Source organism: Streptomyces sp. NBC_01334, from assembly GCF_035983595.1.
Lineage (GTDB): Bacteria > Actinomycetota > Actinomycetes > Streptomycetales > Streptomycetaceae > Streptomyces > Streptomyces coriariae.
Genome location: NZ_CP130718.1, coordinates 4153154 through 4173489 on the forward strand (window position 1 = coordinate 4153154; position 20336 = coordinate 4173489).

At 72.8% G+C, this 20336-nt stretch carries 16 protein-coding genes; 4 read left to right on the forward strand and 12 right to left on the reverse strand.

The window, feature by feature from the left end; genetic code table 11:
• Positions 1-31: 31 nt before the first annotated feature.
• Complete coding sequence (locus OG736_RS18480; protein WP_327183425.1) at positions 32-1306, reverse strand: sensor histidine kinase; 1275 nt, start codon at positions 1304-1306, stop codon at positions 32-34.
• 172 nt (positions 1307-1478) lie between these two features.
• Positions 1479-2156: a response regulator transcription factor gene (locus OG736_RS18485; protein ID WP_020128522.1), complete on the reverse strand. Its 678-nt coding sequence runs from the start codon at positions 2154-2156 to the stop codon at positions 1479-1481.
• A gap of 527 nt (positions 2157-2683) precedes the next feature.
• Here OG736_RS18485 and OG736_RS18490 point away from each other — a divergent pair.
• Complete coding sequence (locus tag OG736_RS18490; protein WP_171397671.1) at positions 2684-4189, forward strand: peptide MFS transporter; 1506 nt, start codon at positions 2684-2686, stop codon at positions 4187-4189.
• Between the two features lie 78 nt (positions 4190-4267).
• On the opposite strand, the gene OG736_RS18495 is transcribed toward OG736_RS18490, so the two are convergent.
• From OG736_RS18495 to OG736_RS18520, 6 genes are all read right to left on the reverse strand, one after another.
• The gene (locus tag OG736_RS18495) at positions 4268-5536 is read right to left on the reverse strand and encodes a hypothetical protein (protein WP_327187639.1); all 1269 of its coding nucleotides are present in this window, start codon (positions 5534-5536) and stop codon (positions 4268-4270) included.
• A 68-nt stretch (positions 5537-5604) separates the two neighbouring features.
• Positions 5605-6693 (reverse strand): hypothetical protein, encoded by a 1089-nt coding sequence (locus tag OG736_RS18500; protein WP_327183426.1) that lies wholly within the window; start codon positions 6691-6693, stop codon positions 5605-5607.
• Positions 6690-7526, reverse strand: a complete 837-nt coding sequence (locus OG736_RS18505; protein WP_327187640.1) for a COG1361 family protein — start codon at positions 7524-7526, stop codon at positions 6690-6692. The genes OG736_RS18500 and OG736_RS18505 overlap by 4 nt, the downstream gene beginning before the upstream one ends.
• Positions 7527-7557: 31 nt before the next feature.
• A complete protein-coding gene (locus OG736_RS18510) occupies positions 7558-8271 on the reverse strand; it encodes an LPXTG cell wall anchor domain-containing protein (protein ID WP_327183427.1) in 714 nt (237 codons plus the stop codon).
• Between the two features lie 751 nt (positions 8272-9022).
• On the reverse strand, positions 9023-9571 hold the full coding sequence (locus tag OG736_RS18515) for an ATP-binding protein (RefSeq protein WP_327183428.1): 549 nt from the start codon (positions 9569-9571) through the stop codon (positions 9023-9025).
• Between the two features lie 202 nt (positions 9572-9773).
• Positions 9774-10169 (reverse strand): STAS domain-containing protein, encoded by a 396-nt coding sequence (locus OG736_RS18520; RefSeq protein WP_327183429.1) that lies wholly within the window; start codon positions 10167-10169, stop codon positions 9774-9776.
• Positions 10170-10408: 239 nt separating this feature from the next.
• Between OG736_RS18520 and OG736_RS18525 the strand changes: the two genes are divergently transcribed.
• The 3 genes from OG736_RS18525 to OG736_RS18535 all read left to right on the forward strand — a co-directional run bounded on the left by OG736_RS18525 (position 10409) and on the right by OG736_RS18535 (position 14436).
• On the forward strand, positions 10409-11344 hold the full coding sequence (locus OG736_RS18525) for an RNA polymerase sigma factor SigF (RefSeq protein ID WP_327183430.1): 936 nt from the start codon (positions 10409-10411) through the stop codon (positions 11342-11344).
• 200 nt (positions 11345-11544) lie between these two features.
• A complete protein-coding gene (locus tag OG736_RS18530) occupies positions 11545-13110 on the forward strand; it encodes a ricin-type beta-trefoil lectin domain protein (protein ID WP_327183431.1) in 1566 nt (521 codons plus the stop codon).
• A gap of 300 nt (positions 13111-13410) precedes the next feature.
• A complete protein-coding gene (locus OG736_RS18535) occupies positions 13411-14436 on the forward strand; it encodes a DMT family transporter (RefSeq protein WP_327183432.1) in 1026 nt (341 codons plus the stop codon).
• Here the strand turns inward: OG736_RS18535 and hutI are convergent.
• The 4 genes from hutI to hutU form a co-directional block, all read right to left on the reverse strand.
• Positions 14376-15572 carry an imidazolonepropionase gene (gene hutI, locus OG736_RS18540; RefSeq protein ID WP_327183433.1) on the reverse strand — a complete coding sequence of 399 codons (1197 nt, stop codon included), beginning with the start codon at positions 15570-15572 and terminating at the stop codon, positions 14376-14378. The genes OG736_RS18535 and hutI overlap by 61 nt on opposite strands.
• 38 nt (positions 15573-15610) lie before the next feature.
• Positions 15611-16936: a formimidoylglutamate deiminase gene (locus OG736_RS18545; protein ID WP_442817178.1), complete on the reverse strand. Its 1326-nt coding sequence runs from the start codon at positions 16934-16936 to the stop codon at positions 15611-15613.
• Positions 16937-16956: 20 nt separating this feature from the next.
• A complete protein-coding gene (locus OG736_RS18550) occupies positions 16957-18159 on the reverse strand; it encodes an allantoate amidohydrolase (RefSeq protein ID WP_442817179.1) in 1203 nt (400 codons plus the stop codon).
• A 143-nt stretch (positions 18160-18302) separates the two neighbouring features.
• Positions 18303-19967 (reverse strand): urocanate hydratase, encoded by a 1665-nt coding sequence (gene hutU / locus OG736_RS18555; RefSeq protein WP_327183435.1) that lies wholly within the window; start codon positions 19965-19967, stop codon positions 18303-18305.
• Between the last annotated feature and the right edge of the window lie 369 nt (positions 19968-20336).

A 20336-nucleotide genomic window follows, 5' to 3' on the forward strand; every position in this document is an offset into this window, starting at 1 on the left:
CCTGCCCGACCGCCCCACCTGCCCGACCGCCCTACCTGACCGTCGTCCCGCCGTCCTCCGCGGTCCGCTTCTGCGGGGGCGTGCTGGACAGGAACAGCCCGAAGATCGGGGGCTGGGCCTGGAGCATCTCCAGGCGGCCGCCGTCGGCCTCCGCCAGGTCGCGGGCCACCGCCAGGCCGATGCCCGTGGAGTTGCGGCCGCTGATGGCCCGCTCGAAGATGCGGGCGCCCAGATCGGCGGGGACGCCGGGACCCTCGTCGGTGACCTCGACCACGGACTGGTTGCCGGTGACACGGGTGCGCAGCGCCACCGTGCCGCCGCCGTGCATGAGGGAGTTCTCGATCAGGGCGGCCAGGACCTGGGCGACCGCGCCGGGTGTGCCCACCGCCCGCAGATGGCGCTTGCCGGAGCTGACGATGGCCCGGCCCACTCCGCGGTAGGCGGGGCGCCACTCGGCGAGCTGCTGCTGGATGACCTCGTCGAGGTCGAAGGTGACCGCCGAGCCGGTGCGGGGGTCCCGGGCGTTGGTCAGCAGGCGTTCGACCACGTCCGTCAGACGCTCCACCTGCGTCAGGGCGATCGTCGCCTCCTCCTTCACGGTGTCCGGGTCGTCGGTGAGGGTGATCTCCTCCAGGCGCATGGAGAGGGCCGTCAGCGGCGTGCGCAGCTGGTGGGAGGCGTCCGCCGCGAGGCGGCGCTCGGCGGTCAGCATGCGGGCGATGCGCTCGGCGGAGGCATCGAGGACGTCGGCGACCCGGTCGAGCTCGGGAACCGCGTACCGCTTGTGCCGGGGCCGCGGGTCGCCCGATCCCAGCCGCTCCGCCGTCTCGGCGAGGTCGGTCAGAGGGGAGGCGAGCCGGTTGGCCTGGCGGATGGCCAGCAGCACCGCCGCGATCACCGCGAGCAGCGCCACCAGGCCGATGATCAGCAGCGTGCGGCCGACCTCCCGGGTGACCGTGGAGCGCGGCTCCTGCACGAGGACGGTCTCGCCCTCCTCGCCCCGGGCCGTCGCCTTGATCACATCGCCCTGGGGCTTGGTGCCGACCTGGATGACCGGCCGGCCGGGGATCCGGATCTCCGCGTAGCGGTCCTGCGTGACCTGGTCGCGCAGTATCTCGGCGGTGACGTGCTCCGAGCCCACCAGTCGGCTGTCCACGATGCTGGCCAGCCGCAGCGCCTCGGAGTCCACCCGTTCCTGGGCGCTGTTGCTGATCGTGCGGGTCTCGACGATGACGAGGGACACCCCGAAGACGGCGATGACGACGAGCACCACGGCGAGGGTGGACTGGATGAGACGGCGACGCACGGTGCCCTCCGGACGGTGACTTCACAAGACCGGTGCGGGAAACCGGCTCAGAGGCGCGGGGCTGTACCCGATGTGCGGCTGCGCCGCGTGGGCGCGACCAACCCCCACCCCACCGACCCGCACCCGACCACGCGACGCGCATGGTCGGGCCAACCCCCGCGGAGCGCTCGGCTCAGCTCTTCTCGAAGCGGAAGCCGACGCCCCGCACGGTGGCGATGTAACGGGGGTTCGCCGCGTCGTCGCCGAGCTTCTTGCGCAGCCAGGAGATGTGCATGTCGAGGGTCTTGGTCGACGACCACCAGGTGGTGTCCCAGACCTCGCGCATCAGCTGGTCGCGGGTGACGACCCGGCCCGCGTCCCGGACGAGGACCCGCAGCAGGTCGAACTCCTTGGCCGTGAGCTGGAGTTCCTCCTCGCCCATCCAGGCGCGGTGCGACTCCACGTCGATGCGGACGCCGTGCGTGGCGGGCGGCTGCTGGGGCTCGGACGCGCCGCGCCGCAGCAGGGCCCGGACCCGGGCCAGCAGCTCGGCGAGCCGGAAGGGCTTGGTGACGTAGTCGTCGGCGCCCGCGTCCAGACCGACGACGGTGTCCACCTCGTCGGCGCGCGCGGTCAGGATGAGGATCGGGATGGCGTGGCCCTCCGAGCGCAGTCGGCGGGCCACCTCCAGACCGTCCATGCCGGGCAGCCCGAGGTCGAGCACGACCAGGTCGACGCCGCCCTGCATTCCGGCGTCGAGCGCGGTGGGGCCGTCCTCACGCACCTCGACCTCGTAACCTTCCCGGCGCAGGGCGCGGGCCAGCGGCTCCGAGATGGACGCGTCGTCCTCGGCGAGCAGTACACGGGTCATGAGCTGATGGTAGTCCGCGCCGGGCGGCGGCCGAAGTGTGATCGCCCAGCTGTTTCTTACTCACGGACATGCCGGACAGTCGGCGTGCCGAGCGGTCGGCCGTCCCCCCGTCGATCTTGGTACGGACCTACGGTCGGTGGATGGCATCCTGATGGAGACCTTCAAATCCTCGCCCACGGTTCCCTGATCACCTGTGATCCGTGTCTCAAGTCCTTCCATATCAGGCGTTGTGCTGACGTATGGTGAGGTAACGCCTGTAGCACGCACGGACCTTCGGCGGTCGGCTCGACGTCGAGGGTCTCCTTTGTGTGCGGGCCGGTCCCCGCCGGCCTCCAAAGGAATGACCTGTGGCCGGGCCCCCGACTCGAGGGGGCGTGGATCCCGGTGATCGCCGTCCGCCGCTCCGAGACCCGGAGCGGACTCCCCCGGGGCGTGGGGGTGGACGACGCGGTCCGCCGGTGCCGGCCGCCCCCCACCGGGCGCGCAAGGCTCCACTGCGGCGCGCGTCCCGAGCAGCAAGGAACGACATGGCGTCCAGCCTGACGAAGGACTCGGTCCGCCCGGGCACACCCGGCTCCGGGAAGACCTTCTTCGGCCACCCCCGCGGACTGGCCACTCTCTTCATGACCGAGATGTGGGAGCGTTTCTCCTACTACGGCATGAAGGCCCTGCTCCCGCTGTACCTCGTGGCTCCGACGGGCCTGCACCTCGACAACGCGACCGCGATCACCATCGCTTCGGTGTACGTGTCCCTGGTGTACCTGCTCGCCCTCCCCGGCGGCTGGTTCGCGGACCGCGTCCTCGGCCCCCGCAAGACGGTCGCCCTCGCCGGCCTGATCATCATGCTGGGCCACCTGACTCTCGCGGTGCCCGTGGCCGGCGTCTTCTACGTCGGCCTCGCCCTCGTGGCGCTCGGCTCGGGGCTGCTGAAGGCCAACATCTCCACGATGGTCGGCCACCTCTACGACGGCCCGAACGACCCCCGCCGCGACGGTGGCTTCACCGTCTTCTACGTCGGTATCAACACCGGCGCCTTCGCCGCGCCGCTGATCATCGGCACCGTCGGCGAGAAGGTCAACTGGCACCTCGGCTTCGCGCTGGCCGCGCTCGGCATGGCGCTGGGCCTGGCCCAGTTCCTGCTCGGCACCCGCCACCTGAGCTCGCGCAGCGACATCGTGCCGACCCCGATGTCCGCCGCCGAGAAGACGTCCACCCTGCGCAAGGGCCTGTTCTGGCTGGCCGCCGCCGCGGTCTTCTACGGCGCCGTCGGCCTCTCCGGCCACTTCACGCTCAACTGGGCCATGATCCCGCTCACCGTCATCGGGCTGATCGTCCCGATCTGGGTCATCGCCCGCATAAGGCGGGACAAGGCGCTGGACTCCACCGAGCAGTCGCGGGTGTCGGCGTACGTCTGGTTCTTCGTTGCCGCCGCCGTGTTCTGGATGATCTACGACCAGGGTGCCACCACGCTGTCGATCTTCGCCGACTCCTCGGCCGACAACAGCGTGTTCGGCTGGGAGTTCCCGGTCTCCTGGTACCAGTCGGTCAACCCGGTCATGATCATGGCAGCGGCCCCGGTCTTCGCCTGGCTGTGGCTGTGGCTGAACCGGCGCGGCAAGGAGCCGAGCACGGTCGTGAAGTTCGCCTCCGGTCTCGTCCTGGTCGGCGCGTCGTTCTTCGTCTTCCTCATCCCGCTGTCGATCGCCGACGGCGGCCACAAGGCCGCGGCGCTGTGGATCGTCGCGATCTACTTCATCCAGACGATCGGTGAGCTGACCCTCTCCCCGGTCGGCCTGTCGGTCACCACGAAGATGGCTCCCGCGAAGTACGCCTCGCAGATGATGGGTGTCTGGTTCCTCGCGGTCACCGCGGGCGACTCGTTCACCGCCCTGCTCTCCAACCCGGCCGTCGGCGGGGTCAACCTGGACAAGATGGGCTTCGTGGCGTTGGAAGCCGTCCTCGCCGTGCTCGCCGGCGTCGCGGTGTGGATGTACCGCGGCAAGGTCAAGCGACTGATGGGCGACGTCCACTGACGTCCGCTCCCCCGCATGCCGGAGGGCCGCCGTACCCACGTGGGTACGGCGGCCCTCCGTCGTTGCGCCCCGCGCGGCTCAGCTCGCCCTTCTCCTGGGCATGAACGTGAACACCGCGCCGCCCAGCAGGATCGCCGTGCCCGCGACCAGGCCCAGCGCCTTCAGGGTGCCGTGGTCGCCGGAGCCCGTCTCCGCGAGGCCGCCGCTCGTCGACGTGGACCCGCCCGAGGACGACGAGCCACTGCCGCCGGACGCGCCGCTCGCCTGCTCCGCGGTGTTCAGCGTGAGGGAGACGGCCGTGCTGTCCGGAGTGCAGGTGGTGGTCGTGCCCATGGCCTCGATCGTGAGGACGCCCGGGGAGAGCGTGGACTCACCGGTCGCACCGGGCTTGTAGACGCCCGTGAGGTCCGGGATCTCGATCGGGTCGTTCTGCGGGATCGGCGCGGAGTTCAGCGGGCCCTCCACCGTGACCGAGCCCTCGTCCGCGCCGCCCAGCACGATCTGCATGGTCGGCTTCACCTTGCCGGCCGGGATGTCGATCGGGCTGTCCATGACCGACTTCTTGAACTGCACGGTGAGGTCGTAACTCCCGCCGTTCTTCTTGGCGTTGATCTGGATCGGTGAGGTCGCCTTCTTCTCGCCGATCGGTGACTGGCAGGTGTAGGGGATGTCGACGACCTTGCCGGTGAAGTCGGTCTGGCCGTTGTCACCACCGCTCTCGGACGCCGAAGGGGAGGTGCTGGGGGTACCGGACGCGCTCGCCGAGGGTGACTGGCTCTGGCTCTGCGAGGGGTCGGGGGACGTACTCGGCGAGGCCGAGCCCGAACCGGAACCCGAACTCCCCTCCCCCGCCGTCACGGTGATGGTCGCCGCCGGCTGGACGGCCTCCGTCGGCGCGCACTTGGTGTCCGTGGACAGCGCGTTGACGACGTACGCGTCCGGGGTCAGCGTCACCTGTCCGGCCGCCGTCAGCTTCAGCGTGCCCTTCATGTCGGACAGCGTCATCGCGCCGCCCTTGGGGATCGCCGGGTTCTCGCGCGGCCCCTGCATCGCGATGTCGGCGGTCTGCGCGCCGGCCGCCTTGAGGGTGCCGGACGGCTGGACCGAGTTCGCGGGCAGGTCGATGATGTCGGGGTTCTTCGACGCGGCCTGAGTGAACTTCCAGACGACGTCGACGGTGTCGCCGACCTTCGCCGTCGCCGGTGCGGTGATCTCGACCTTGGTGGTGCCGTTGACGTCGGGCAGACCGATGCCCGAGGGCGGAACGCACTTGGTGGCGTAGGCCACCTCGGCGGCCTGGGCCTGCCCGGCGCTCACGCCCAGCAGGACGGCCGCCCCGGTCAACAGGACGGCGGCGCCCGCCGCTGCCGCTCGCTTCCGCGCGGGCGCACGGTCAGGTGATACGGCTCTCTCACTCACGTGGATCCCTTCCTGCCGGGAGTCGTGGGACTCGTCGGATGGTCTTCGTGCGGTGCGGAGAGCCGGCCCGCCGGGCCCGGACCGGTGTCCGGGGTGAACCACGGCAGGGTCGTGTTCGGGGTGGGGGGCGCGGACCTCGGGGGCGTGATCGCCGTCCTGCGCCTGCGTCCGTGCCCGGGGGCGGGCGAGGGCCGTCGGGCGGCGTGGCGCGGGCGCACCCGGTCCACCACCGCCATCCCGATGCGGAAGACCGCCGACGGCACCACCAGGCAGAGCAGGATCCAGAACAGGGTCACCCCCCAGGGGCGGCCCACCCCCCACGGCTGTTCGGCGAGGACCTTCCCGCCGTACTTGAGGGAGACGGTGTAGTCGCCGTGGGCGCCGGCGGTGAGTTCGACGGGCAGTTCGACGCGGGTCTTCTGGCCGGGGCCGAGCGTGCCGTGCCACTGCCGCTCGTCCCACTGCGGGGCGAACACCCCGTGCGCGGTGCCGACCTGGAAGACGGGGTTCTCGACGGCCGCGGTGCCCACGTTGCCGACGGTGAAGGACAGCGTGCGGGAGGGCGGCGCGCCGAACCAGGTCAGCAGGGAGCCGGAGCCGTCCAGCCGGGTGTCGCTGAGCACGGACAGGCGTCCGCCGGCCGTCTGCGCGGGAAGCGGTTCGACCGGGTGTCCGGCCACCTGGAACACCGCGTCGGCCTGCGCCTTCGCTCCGGTCGCGGTGGCCACGTGCACCACGCAGGGACACGGCACCGGCGGCTCGGTCACCGGCAGTGCCCGGCTGAAACGGCCGTCGGCGTCGGTGGTGACGGCGCGGCCGTCGGCGTTGGCACAGGAGTTGGTGCCGCCGACCACGCCCCGGGCCGGTGTCGCCTGCCCGCAGATCAGCAGCATCAGCAGCGTGCGCGACCGCCAGCCGGTGCCGCTGACGGTGAGCGAACCGCCCGTGCCCGCCTGCGCCGCGGAGAGGGTGACGGCCGGCTTGCCCTCCGCGGCGACGGCCGGGCCGGCCGAGGACGGCGAGAGCGGGAGCAGCATCAGCAGCAGGGCCGGCACCAGCGCCGTGATCCGGGGCTTTCCTCTCATGTCGGTGCTCCCGTCGCCGCGGCCGGGTTCGTGGCCGTTCCGCGTCCGCGTCCGCGTCGCCGTACGGCCACCGCGGCCGCCGCGACCGACAGCGCGCCGGCCGCCGCGCCCGCCGCCGCGCCCCAGGGCACGAACCGCGCCGACGCCCGCCCGGTGGCCCGCGCCGCGCCCGGCGCGGTCACCGTGAGGCGGACGGTGACGGCGTCCAGGGCCGGACGGTCGGGCCACGGTTCGTCGAGCACGAGGCGGCGGCCCGGGGGCAGCCGGACGGGCAGGGTGCGCGGGCCGCGGTCCAGGACGGCGCCGAGGACGCCGTCCGCGTGTACGGCGAGCCGCGGGACGAGGGCCGTGGTGCCGCGGTTGACCAGCTCGTACGTGATGCGGTCGCCGCGCACGGCCACGTGCTCGACGGTCAGCGCGGCCAGCTCCGGGCCGCCGACCCGGATCAGCAGCGGCACGGCGGACTCCCGGCCGGTGGAGTCCCGTACGAGGAGGCGGCCGGCGCGGTCGCCGGGCGGCGCGTCCGCCGGGACCGTCACCGTGAAGGGCACCTCGGCGCGGGTGCGGGCGGGGATGCCGAGGGCCGGTTCGGCGAAGGCGACCCGGAGCCCGTCGCCGGTGGCGCGCAGCCGTACAGTGAGCGGCTCCGTGCCCCGGTTGGTCACGGAGAGCGTGTCCTGGAGCACCGCCCCGGGCGTGCCCTCCGCGTAGAAGGACGGCCGTCCCCCACCGGAGGGCGCGACCGACCAGCCGCCGGGGGTGGCCGGGGTGGCCGCGAGCAGCAGCGGCAGCGACAGGGTCAGCAGCAGGGCACGGGCGGCGGCGTACGGCATCGGCGGCTCCAGCACTCGTACGAGGGGACGGTCAGCGGGGGACGCGTGCCGTCCGGCCCCGCCGGGTCAGCCACAGGGCACCCGCCGCGCCCGCGAGCAGCACCGTGCCGCCGAGGGTGCCGAGGGCGATGGCGGAGTCCTCGGGGCCGGTCTGCGGGAGGCCGCCGCCGGAGCCGCCGTCACTCGTGGCGCCGCCGCTCGTGCTGCTGCCGCCGCTCGTGCTGCTCCCGCCGCCCGACGCGGTCACGTCGAGGGTCAGCGAGGGGCCGGCGTTGTTGGTGGGCGTGCAGATGGTGGTCGTCCCGAGCGCCTTGATGGTGAGCACGCCGGCCGTGAAGGTGACCTTGCCGGTCTTCTTCGGGGTGTACGTGCCGCTCAGGTCGTTGATCTTGATGGGGGTGTTCTCGGGGATCGCGGCCTGGTTGGCGGGGCCGGTGACCTCGAGGGTGCCGCTGTCGGCACCGCCCAGTCTGATCGTGGCGCTCGGCTTCATGGAGCCCGCGCCGAGTTCGACGGGGCTGGAGGAGACGCCCTTCTGCCAGGACATGGTGATCTTGTAGCCGCTGCCGCTCCTGACGCCCTTGATGTCGATGGGCGACACGGCGCTCTTGTCGCCGATGGGCGTCTTGCAGGCGTAGTTGACGTTCACGACCTCGGCCATGGCCGCGGGGGCGGCCATCCACACCGCCGAGCCGGCCAGGGCCGCGGCAGTCGCGAGCGCGGCGGTTCGCTTCCGGTACGACACGGTCCCGTCCCCTCACTCCCACCGCCCCGCCCTTACTGACGAGGCATCAGATTGAGCCGTCAAGGTACGCCCGGGGCGATGAGGAGGGAAGAGAACGTACGCGCCGGAGTTGTGGCGATCCGGCGCGCGGGTTCAGGGGGTTTCGAGGACGCCCGGACTCCCCCGGCGCCACAGCGCCACTGGAACGACGACCGCCCCGCCGGGACGCCGGCACCACCCCGAACCGGCCGATCCCGCTCACCGCGCTCCCCCGGGACCGGAGCCCGTCGAGAGGAGGCGGGACCGGGGCTCTCGTCGGCCGGGAGTTGCCCCGCGCACCTGGCGGGCGGAAGTTGGCCTGGTCGGCGGGGCATGGGGCCCGGGGGACCGTGGGCAGGAGTTGGTCGGCCGGGTGTGGGGTCCGTGGGTCTGGTCGGCCGGAAGTGGAGCCCGGGGGGCCGTTCGGCCGGAAGTCGACCTTGGAGCAGGATCGGCCGGGCCTCGACCCCGGGGGCTGCTCGATCGGAAGTCGGCCCGGGGGGCCGTTCGGCCGGGCGTAGGCCTCGTGGGCCTGCTCGAGCGGAAGTAGGTCCGGGGGCGGTCGCCGGGCGGCCGGGAGCACGGTCGGCCGGGCGCCGACCCCGGGGGCTGCTCGACCGGGCGTGAGCCCCAGGAGCCCGCTGGGCGGGAAGTCGGCCCAGGAGTCCGGAGGCCGGACCGGGGCGGAAGGTTCCGTGGGCCCGGGGTGGAAGGTTCCCGGGCCCTGGGGTGGTCAGGCCGGGGCGCCCAGTTCCGCCCAGACCGTCTTGCCCGTGACGTCCGGGGTCCGTACGACGCCCCAGTCCAGGCAGAGACGCTGGACGATGAACATGCCGTGGCCGCCGGGGCGGCCCGCCCGGTGCGGGGTGCGAGGGGCCGGCTGGCCCGTGCCGCGGTCCGAGACCTCGACGCGGATCACCTTGTTGTCGCAGCTGAGGACCATCGCGTCCGGCCCCTCGGCGTGCAGGCACGCGTTGGTGACCAGCTCGGAGACGACGAGCAGCACATCCTCCGCGGCGGCCCGTTGGTCGGCGGTGGCCGCGGGCAGCCAGGCCCACGCGTAGAGCGCCTGGCGGGCGAAGTCGCGGGCGAGCGGGACGACCCCGCTGGCGCCGTCGAAGCTCAGCCGACGTACCTGGCGGCCGCCCGGCGACCCGGACGCCACGGTCGCCGCGCCCGCTTGGGACGCCTCGACTCCCGGTGCGCCCGCTTGGGACGCCCCAGGAGCGTCGCCGGGCTCCGGGCCGCGGTCGCCCGGCGAACAAGGCCGGGTGGTGCTCATCAGCGCTTCACCTCACCGATTCCCCGATTCACCGGTTCACAATTCACAAGTCGGATCACTGCAAGTCCGTACGTAGGCGGACGGCGTTCGCGTCGGCATTGCCGCCGACATGTTCGGGTTCAGGATGTCTCCTGCCCGAGAGAACCGCCGGAACACCCCCCGTTCACGTCCGTTCGCACCCGTTTCCGGCGGACGGCGAAGCTCAGCCGTCCTCGTCACGCTCGTCGTGCCCGTCGCTCAGGGCCGCTTCCACCGTGGCGTGCACGGTGAACACCGCGTCCGCCCCGGTGATCTCGAAGACCCGCGCCACCACGGGCAGCATGCCCGCCAGATGGACCCCGCCACCGGCCGCTTCCGCCTTCAGGCGGGCGCCGAGCAGCACGTTGAGCCCGGTGGAGTCGCAGAACTCCAAACGGGTGCAGTCCACCACGAGGCGACTGAGGCCCTTGGAAAGGCAGTCCTCGAGTGGCTCACGCAACAGATCGGCGGTGTGGTGATCCAACTCACCCGCCGGGGTCACGACGGCGCTGGAGCCCTCTTGCCGCACCTCGACCAGAAGCCGGCCAGACTGTGCGCTGCCGACCGTCCCGCGGTCCATGCCGTCTCTTCTCCTGGGGTCGTTGACTGCTTGCTGACGCCCTCGCACCCTACGCCTTCGACCCGCACCTCAACACCCGAACAATCGCACACAAACGGACATAGACGGACAAAATGCACTTGCGGCGGGGCAAGTAAAGCGGGTAGGGCTAGTAGAAGCACGTAACCGACACGGCCGGCTTTGGAGGCGCCGCACACCGCAGTGCGCTCACTGGCTTCGGCAGCCATACGCCGAGAACGATGGAGGACATCATGTCACCCCGGCTCGACGCACCGCCTACCCGCGGAGCGACGTCGACACCCCCTCCGGAACAAGAACATCTGAAACCCATCGCGCAGGACGCGGCGCCGGACGTCGACCCCACCGACGTCCTCGCCGGACTTCCGGAGATCCCCCCGTACGACGAGGTCGGAGCCGTCGACGCACGGGCCCTGTCCAAGACCCTGTTCGCACGGCTCGAGTCCCTCGAGGAAGGCACGTACGAATACTCGTACGTCCGCAACACCCTCGTCGAACTGAACCTCGCCCTGGTCAAGTTCGCCGCCTCCCGGTTCCGCTCGCGCAGTGAGCCGATGGAGGACATCATCCAGGTCGGCACCATCGGCCTGATCAAGGCGATCGACCGCTTCGAGCTGTCGCGCGGCGTCGAGTTCCCGACCTTCGCGATGCCAACCATCATCGGCGAGATCAAGCGCTTCTTCCGCGACACGTCGTGGTCGGTGCGCGTCCCGCGCCGGCTCCAGGAGCTCCGGCTCGACCTGGCCAAGGCGGGCGACGAACTGGCCCAGAAGCTCGACCGGGCGCCCACCGTCGTGGAGCTGGCCGAGCGTCTCGGCATCTCCAACGAGGAGGTCGTCGAGGGCATGGCCGCGTCCAACGCGTACACGGCCTCGTCGCTGGACGCGCAGCCGGAGGAGGACGACTCCGAAGGCGCCCTCGCCGACCGCATCGGCTACGAGGACCACGGACTCGAAGGCATCGAGTACGTGGAGTCGCTGAAGCCGCTGATCGCGGAGCTCTCCTCCCGTGACCGGCAGATCCTCTCCCTCCGCTTCGTCGCCGGTCTGACCCAGTCGGAGATCGGCGAGGAGCTCGGCATCTCGCAGATGCACGTGTCGCGGCTGCTGTCGCGGACCCTGGTGCGGCTGCGGAAGGGGCTGACGGTCGAGGAGTGACCCGTCCCGTCCGTGTCCGGGTGCCCTCCCGGGCACGGACGCCGGTGTCACCCCGACCCGCCGCCTCCGCCCCCTCTCGTTACCGCCGGAAACCTCCCCACGGAACCCCTTGGGCCACTAGGGTCACCTCCACCACAGACTGACCGGTACGTCAGCAACCGGACGCGGCGCGCTGCGCATCCGGCGAGGAGGCGACCCCCATGGCCCGTGCCGACGTGGACGGCGACAGAAACAGTGACGGTGAAGACGACGGTCCCGAGCGCGGTCACGGCGGCGGCGACCTGAGCGCCGACGCCTCGGACGCGTACCTCACCGACCGGCTCCGCGCCGCCCCCGCCGCCGCGTACCCGGCGCTGCGCGCACTGCGCGCCCGACACCACCCCGCCGTCCTGGCCTACGCCCGCCGCTGCACGACCGGCGAACCGGCGGCGCGGCGCCTCGCGGCCGAGGCGTTCACCCTCGCCGCCCGGGAGACCGCCCGCGGCAACGACCCCGGCGGGTCCTGGCGCCACCGCCTCCTGCTGCTGTCCGGGCAGGTGGCCACCGACTGGGCCCTCGACGACCGGGCCGGCGGCCTGGACGCGGGGCTGCTGCTCGTCCTCAACACGGCGGCCCCCGGCGGCCCGGTGCCGCCGCTGCTCGCCGCGTTCCGTTCCCTGCCCTCCCGCGCGCAGGGACTCGTCTGGTACGGCGTCGTGGAGCGCGAGCCCGTCGAACGGACGGCCACGCTGCTCGGCCTGACCCCCGAGGACGTCACGTACGGCACGGGTCCCGCCCTCCACCTCCTCGCCCAGGCCTGTCTCCGGCACCGGCTCGCCGCCTCCGACGACCCGCGCTGCGGGGACTTCCGCCGGCTGATCGAGCAGTCCGTACGGCCGGACGCCCCGCGGCACAGCCCCGATCTCGAAGCCCACAGGGCGCACTGCCCGCACTGCGCGACCGCCTACGAGGAACAGTGCGCGCTGCGCGACGATCCTCGCGGGGCGCTGGCGGAGGGGTTGCTGGTGTGGGGCGGGTCGGCGTACGTGAGGGACGACCGGCAGCCGTCCGGCGGCCGGGGACCGACGGCCCCGAGACGACCGTCGCGGCGGGTGGCGCTGGCCTCGGCCGCGTTGGGGGTGGCGGTGGTGCCCTTGGCGGTGGCTCTGCTGCTGACCTCGGGCGACTCGGGGGACGCGCAGGACGCGGCGGGAGCCGTCGTGACGGGGCCGTCGGCGGTCCCGCCGGTGACCGTGACGGCGACGGTCTCGGCGCCGCCGGCCTCCTCCCCCGCCTCCCCCTCGCCCTCCCCGACGCCGAGTGCGTCCCCCTCCCGCACGAGCGCCCCGCCGAAGCCGAAGCCCACGCCGTCACCGACCCGCGCGCCCGGCGGGACGTTCGCCCAGGTCGTGAACGTGGACAGCGGGCGCTGCCTGGAGGTGGCGGGCGACTTCGACAACGGCACGGACGTGGTGACGGCCCCGTGTTCCGGCTCGCCCAGCCAGCGGTGGCGGGTGGACGCGGCGCGCGGGGTGCTCCAGTCGTACGCCGACCAGGACTTCTGTCTGGACAGCAGGGGCTCCGTGGAAAAGGGCGTGGGGGTGTGGGAGTGCGCCTCCGTGGACGGCGATCACGGGGCGAACCTGCGGTTCACCGTGGACGGCGACGGGACCGTCCGCCCGGCGATCGCGATCCTGACGGCGCTGACGGCGGACGCGGGCGGCGGGGTGTCGCTGGAACCGCTGGACGAGGACGGGGACCAGTTGTGGCGGGCCGGGGCGGCCTGAGCGCACGGCGCGGTGCCCGCCGTCGGATGTCCGGTGCGTCCAGGTACCGGCTCTCCCATTCTCCGGCTCACCGGCTCACCGGGTCGTCGGGTCGTCGGGTCGTCGGCTCACCGGGTCGTCGGCCTCCGGGTCTCCCGGTCGCCGGCCCCCGGGTCGCCGCTGGGTCGGCGGCCTCCGTGGCGCCGGGTGTCCTCATGCTGAAAACCCCCTGGCCGGACTCCCGTCGGTGACTACTCTGGCCCAGCCCTCTGACCAGCAGAGCCGCTGGGCCAGCCGCGTCATCTGCTCATGAGGAGCCCCATGCCCGACTCCCCTGCCTCCGCCCCGGCCTCGCCCGCTCCTGCCTCGCCCGCCCCGGCTGCCGGTCCCTCCGCGCTCGGGCGGCTCGCCGATCTTCCCGTTCTGCTCGTCGCCGTCGTCTGGGGTTCCAGTTATCTCGCCGCCAAGGGCGTCACCACGGCGGACACCGTGCCGGCCGTGCTGGTGCTGCGGTTCGCCGTGGTGCTGCCGGTGCTGGTGGTCGTGGGGTGGCGGCGGCTGCGCGCGCTGAGCGGGCCGCAGTGGCGCGGGGCCGGGGTGCTGGGGCTGATCCTGGCCGGGATCTTCCTGCTGGAGACCTACGGCGTCGTGCACACCTCCGCGACCAACGCCGGGTTGATCATCAGCCTGACCATGGTGTTCACGCCGCTCGCGGAGAGCCGGGTGCGCGGGGTGCGGCTGCCGGGGGCGTTCATGGCGGCGGGGCTGTCGGTGCTCGGCGTGGCGCTGCTGACGCAGGGCGCCGGGTTCACCGCTCCGTCCGGCGGCGATCTGCTGATGCTGGGGGCGGCCGTCGCCCGTACCGTGCACGTGCTGGCCATGGCGCGCATGGACTCGGTGCGCGGCGCCGACGCGCTGTCGCTGACGACGGTCCAACTGGGCTCCGCAGTGGCCGTGTTCGCGGTGCTGGTGGCGCTGCCGGGGGCGGGCGCCCCGCCGTGGGCGGCCGCGGCGGACTTCGACGGCGGCGACTGGCTGGGGCTGGTCTACCTCTCCGTGTTCTGCACGCTGTTCGCGTTCTTCGTCCAGATGTGGGCGGTCCGCCGCACATCGCCGTCCCGGGTCAGCCTGCTGCTGGGCACCGAGCCGGTGTGGGCGGCGGCCGTGGGCATCGCGCTGGCCGGGGACCGGCCGGGGTGGCTCGGCTTCGTGGGCGCGGTGCTCGTGCTCCTCGGCACCGGATGGGGTCGGACGGTGGCGGACCGGGACAAGGGGCCGAAGTCGGCTCAGACGACCCGTACGCCGCGCCGCCACACCCCCGAGACGAGCGGCACGCCGGGCCGGTAGGCCAGGTGGACGTGGCTCGGGGCGTCCAGGAGGGTCAGGTCGGCGCGGGCGCCGGGGGCCACGCGGCCCACGTCCGTGCGGCGCAGGGCCGCGGCGCCGCCCGCGGTCGCCGACCAGACCGCCTCGTCGGGTGTCATCCCCATGTCCCGCACCGCGAGCGCGATGCAGAACGGCACCGACGAGGTGAAGGACGAGCCGGGGTTGCAGTCCGTGGACAGGGCGACGGTGACGCCCGCGTCCAGCAGCCGGCGCGCGTTCGGCCACTCGGCCCGGGTGGAGAACTCGGCGCCGGGCAGCAGCGTGGCGACGGTGTCGCCGCTCGCGAGGGCGTCCACGTCCGCGTCCGTGAGGTGGGTGCAGTGGTCGGCGCTGGCCGCGTCCAGCTCGACCGCCAGCTGCACGCCGGGCCCGTAGGAGAGCTGGTTGGCGTGGATGCGGGGGTGCAGTCCCTTCGCCCTGCCCGCGGTGAGGATCGCGCGGGCCTGGTCGCCGTCGAAGGCGCCCTTCTCGCAGAAGACGTCGATCCAGCGGGCGTGCGGGGCGCAGGCGTCGAGCATCTCGCCGGTGACCAGGGCCACGTAACCGGCCGGGTCGTCGGCGTAGTCGGGAGAGACGATGTGCGCGCCGAGGTAGGTGACCTCGTCGGTGTGGGCGGCGGCGAGGCGCAGGGCGCGGGCCTCGTCGGCGACCGTCAGGCCGTAGCCCGACTTGGTCTCGAAGGTCGTGGTGCCCTGGCGCAGCGCCTCGGAGAGGAAACGGGTGAGGTTCGCCTCCAGTTCCCCGTCGGTGGCCGCCCGGGTGGCCGCCACCGTCGTGCGGATGCCGCCCGCCGTGTAACCGCGGCCCGACATCCGGGCGTTGAACTCCTCGGTGCGGTCGCCCGCGAAGACCAGGTGGGAGTGGGAGTCGACGAACCCCGGGAGGACCGCCCGGCCACCGGCGTCGACCCGGTTGTCAGTGGCGGGTGCTTTGCTTGATTCACCGGTCCACACGACGCGGTCGCCCTCGATGACGACGGCCGCGTCCCGGACCAGCCCGAGCGGGGAGTCGTCGCCGAGGGAGGGATCGTTGGTGACCAGCGTGGCGATGTTCGTGATGACGGTGGTCGTGCCGGTCGTGCCGGTGCTGCTGCTCATCGTCGTGTCCTCGTGGGGGCGGGAGCCGGTGGTGGTCGCTAGGCGTGCAGGGCTGCCACGGCCCGCGCGAGGGCCTGCGGCACATCCGGTACGAGCGTGTGCGCCCCGTCGCGTACGACATGACGCCCGGCGACGACCGTATGGCGCACGTCCGCCGCGGTCGCCGCGAATACGGCCGTCTCGGCGCCGAGCCTGGGCACCGGGCCCGCCGTCCTGACCGAGTCGAGCGCGATGGTCGTGAAGTCGGCGGCCGCGCCGGTCTCCAGGGCGCCCGCGTCCGGGTTGCCGAGGGCCGCGTGGCCGTCGGCGGAGGCGGCGCGCAGCAGGGCGGCGGCCGTCCAGTGGCCCCGGGTGCGGGTGCGCAGCCGCTCGTTCAGCTCCATCGCGCGGGCCTCTTCGAGCAGGTCGATGACGGCGTGGCTGTCGGAGCCGAGGGAGAGCGGTGAGCCCGCGGCCTGGAGGGCGACGGCCGGGCCGATGCCGTCGGCGAGGTCCCGTTCGGTCGTCGGGCACATGCAGGTGCCGGTGGCGGAGCGACCGAGGAGGGCGATGTCCTCGTCGGTGAGGTGGGTGTTGTGGACGCCGGTGGTGCGCGGTCCGAGGACGCCGTGCTCGGCGAGGAGCTGGGTGGGCGTGCGGCCGTGGGCCGCGCGGCAGGCGTCGTTCTCGGCGGTCTGCTCGGACAGGTGCACATGCAGCGGCGCCCGGCGTTCCTCGGCCCAGCGTGCCACCGTCGCCAGTTGCCCGGCGGGCACGGCCCGTACGGAGTGGATCGCCGCCCCGATCCTCGCGTGATCCCGTTCCTTGAGAAGTGCACAGCGTTCGGCCCAGGCGTCCGCGTCGCCGTCGGAGAAGCGGAGCTGGTGGGCGTTGGGGGGCTGTCCGAAGCCGGCGGACAGATAGGCGGTGTCGAGGAGGGTGATCCGGATCCCGGCTTCGGCGGCTGCCTCGATCAGGGCCTCGCCCATGGCGTTGGGGTCGGTGTAGGGGGTGCCGCCGGGCGCGTGGTGCAGGTAGTGGAACTCGCCGACGGCCGTGATGCCGGCCAGCGCCATCTCGGCGTACACGGCCCGGGCCAGCTGGTGATAGGTGTCCGGGGTGAGCCGGTCGGCGACCGAGTACATGACCTCGCGCCAGGTCCAGAAGGTGCCGGAGCCGACCTGGACGGTGCCGCGCAGGGCACGGTGGAAGGCGTGGCTGTGGGCGTTCGCCAGGCCGGGGAGGGTGAGGCCGCGCAGGATCTCGGCGCCGGGCGGCGGGGTGTCGACGCCCGTCCGGACGGCGGTGATGCGGCCGTCCGTCACCTCCAGGGCGACGCCCGGCTCGACGTTCGTGTCGAGCCAGGCGTGCTCCAGCCAGTACATCCGTGTCCGCTGCGTGGGGGTCACCGGCAGGCCAGTCCTTCCAGTACGTCGGCGAGGGCGTGCACCCCGGCCACGCAGTCGTCCTCGGCGGCGAACTCGGCCGGGGAGTGCGAGACGCCCGTGGGGTTGCGCACGAACAGCATGGCGGTCGGGACGGTCCCGGAGAGGATTCCGGCGTCGTGTCCGGCGCCGGTGCCCAGGACCGGGACCTTGAGGGCCGTGTCGCTGCCGAGGATGCGGGCGAGTTCGTCGCGCAGGGCGTGGTCGAACTCGACGACCGGCGTGAACGACTCACGGACGACGTCCAGGTCGATGCCGTGGACCTCGGCGTACTCGCGGGCGGCCTTCTCCACACCGCCGACCACGGTGTCGAGCGTGCCCTGGTCGGCGGCCCGGGAGTCGAGCCAGCCGCGCACGAGGGAGGGGATGGCGTTGACGCCGTTCGGCTCGACGGAGATCTTGCCGAACGTGGCGACGGCTCCCGCGAGCCGGGCCTCGCGGCGGGCGGCCAGCACGGTCTCGGCGTACGGCAGCATCGGGTCGCGCCGGTCCACGAGGCGGGTGGTGCCCGCGTGGTTGGCCTCGCCCCGGAAGTCGAACCGCCAGCGTCCGTGCGGCCAGATGGCACTGGCCAGGCCGACCCGGTCGCCGCTCAGGTCGAGGGCGCGCCCCTGCTCCACGTGCAGCTCCACGAAGGCGCCGATCCGGGCGAGCCGCTCCGGGTCCGCGCCGATGGCGTCGGGGTCGTGGCCGGCGGCCTCCATGGCCTGCGGGAGGGTGATCCCGTCGCCGTCGGTGAGCCGGTGGGCCTGCTCCACGGTGAGCCGGCCCGCGGCGAGCCGGGAGCCGACACAGGCGAGTCCGAAGCGGGCGCCCTCCTCGTCACCGAAGTTGACGAGAGCGAGCGGCTTGGTGAACGTGACGTCCCGCGCGCGGAGTTCGTCGAGCGCGGCGAAGGAGGACACCACGCCCAGGGGTCCGTCGAACGCGCCGCCGTCCGGCACCGAGTCGAGGTGCGAGCCGGTGACGACGGCGTCGCCGGCCGCCGGGTCCCCGAGCCACGCCCACTGGTTGCCGTTGCGGTCGACCTCGTACGTCAGGCCCCGCGCCTCGGCCTGTCCCCTGAACCAGGCCCGGCAGTCGGTGTCGGCGGCGGTCCAGGCGTAGCGGCGGTAGCCGCGGGACTCGGAGTGCCGACCGATGGGCGCCAGCTCACGCCACATCTCCTGGAAGGACGCGCGGGCCGCCACCGGCTGTGGACAGTCGTTGCGCAGGGCGGAACCGGTGGGCGCAGCCGAACCCGCGGTCGGCGACGAGGGCTCAACCCCCGCCGGACCGTTGCCACCCCGCTCGTCTCCCGAAAGGGTCACGCGTCGTCACCTTCACGCATGGGCACCCGCACGCCCCGCTCGTCCGCGACCGACTCCGCGATGTCGTACCCGGCGTCCACGTGCCGGATGACGCCCATGCCGGGGTCGTTGGTGAGGACGCGGCGGATCTTCTCGCCGGCGAGCTTGGTGCCGTCCGCCACGGAGACCTGGCCGGCGTGGATGGAGCGGCCCATGCCGACGCCGCCGCCGTGGTGGATCGACACCCAGGACGCCCCGGAGGCCACGTTGACCATGGCGTTCAGCAGGGGCCAGTCGGCGATCGCGTCGGAGCCGTCGAGCATCGCCTCGGTCTCGCGGTACGGGGAGGCGACGGAACCGCAGTCGAGGTGGTCGCGGCCGATGGCCAGCGGGGCCGCCAGCTCGCCCGACGCCACCATGTCGTTGAAGCGCTCGCCGGCCTTGTCGCGCTCGCCGTAGCCGAGCCAGCAGATGCGGGCGGGCAGGCCCTGGAAGTGGACGCGCTCACCGGCCAGCTTGATCCAGCGGGCCAGGGACTCGTTCTCCGGGAAGAGGTCGAGCATCGCCCTGTCGGTCTTGGCGATGTCGGCCGGGTCGCCGGAGAGCGCCGCCCAGCGGAAGGGGCCCTTGCCCTCGCAGAACAGCGGGCGGATATAGGCGGGGACGAAACCGGGGAAAGCGAACGCCCGGTCGTATCCGGCGAGTTGGGCCTCGCCGCGGATGGAGTTGCCGTAGTCGAAGACCTCGGCGCCGGCGTCCATGAAGCCGACCATCGCCTCGACGTGCTTCGCCATCGACTCCCGGGCCCGGGTGGTGAAGCCGGCCGGGTCCTTCTCGGCGGCGTCGGCCATGTCCTCGAAGGCGATCCCGGTCGGCAGGTAGGCGAGCGGGTCGTGGGCGGAGGTCTGGTCGGTGACGATGTCGATGGGGGCGCCCATCGCGAGCAGCTGCGGGACGAGCTCGGCGGCGTTGCCGAGGAGGCCGATGGAGAGCGGCTTGCGCTGGTCGCGGGCCTCGACGGCCAGCTGGAGCGCGTGGTCCAGGTTGTCGGCCCTGACGTCCAGGTAGCGGTGCTCGATGCGGCGCTCGATGGCGCGCGGGTCGACGTCGATACAGATCGCGACGCCGTCGTTCATCGTCACGGCGAGCGGCTGGGCGCCGCCCATGCCGCCGAGGCCGGCGGTGAGGGTGATCGTGCCGGCGAGGGTGCCGCCGAACTTCTTGGCGGCGACGGCGGCGAAGGTCTCGTAGGTGCCCTGGAGGATGCCCTGGGTGCCGATGTAGATCCAGGAACCGGCGGTCATCTGGCCGTACATGGTCAGGCCCAGCTGCTCCAGCCGGCGGAACTCCTCCCAGTTGGCCCAGTCGCCGACGAGGTTGGAGTTGGCGATGAGGACACGCGGGGCCCACTCGTGGGTCTGCATGACGCCGACCGGGCGGCCGGACTGCACGAGCATGGTCTCGTCCTGCTTGAGGGTCCTGAGCGTGCGGACCATCGCGTCGAAGGAGCGCCAGTCGCGGGCCGCCTTGCCCGTGCCGCCGTAGACGACGAGCTTGTCGGGGTGTTCGGCGACCTCGGGGTCGAGGTTGTTCTGGAGCATCCGCAGGGCGGCTTCCTGCTGCCATCCCAGGGCGCTCAGTTCCGTACCGCGTGGCGCTCGTACGGGGCGGGGTCCTGACATGGTCTGCCTCCTTGCGGATGGGTGATCCCGGCGGTTGTTGCTTTTGTTATTCACATCCTGACTCGATGAATAGGGCTAGTCAATACATCGGGGCCATGGCATCGCGGTCATGGCATCGGGACCGCGGCATGCGGAGGCGGCCGACAGGAAGGCGGTGGCGGCCGACAGGAAGAAGGGGGCGCGCGTTTTCGCGTTCACCACCCCGCAGGGACATGCGCGCCGTTGACGCGCGCCGGTGGGCCGGTGTTGAACGGTGGAGAAGGGGCGCACGGGGCACCGATTCGGCCCGAAACGGGGTCAGTCGACCCACGTTAGCCGCCCCGCCGCATGTTCCGCTGGAAAATGCCAGAAGACTCACCCCTCGGCGCC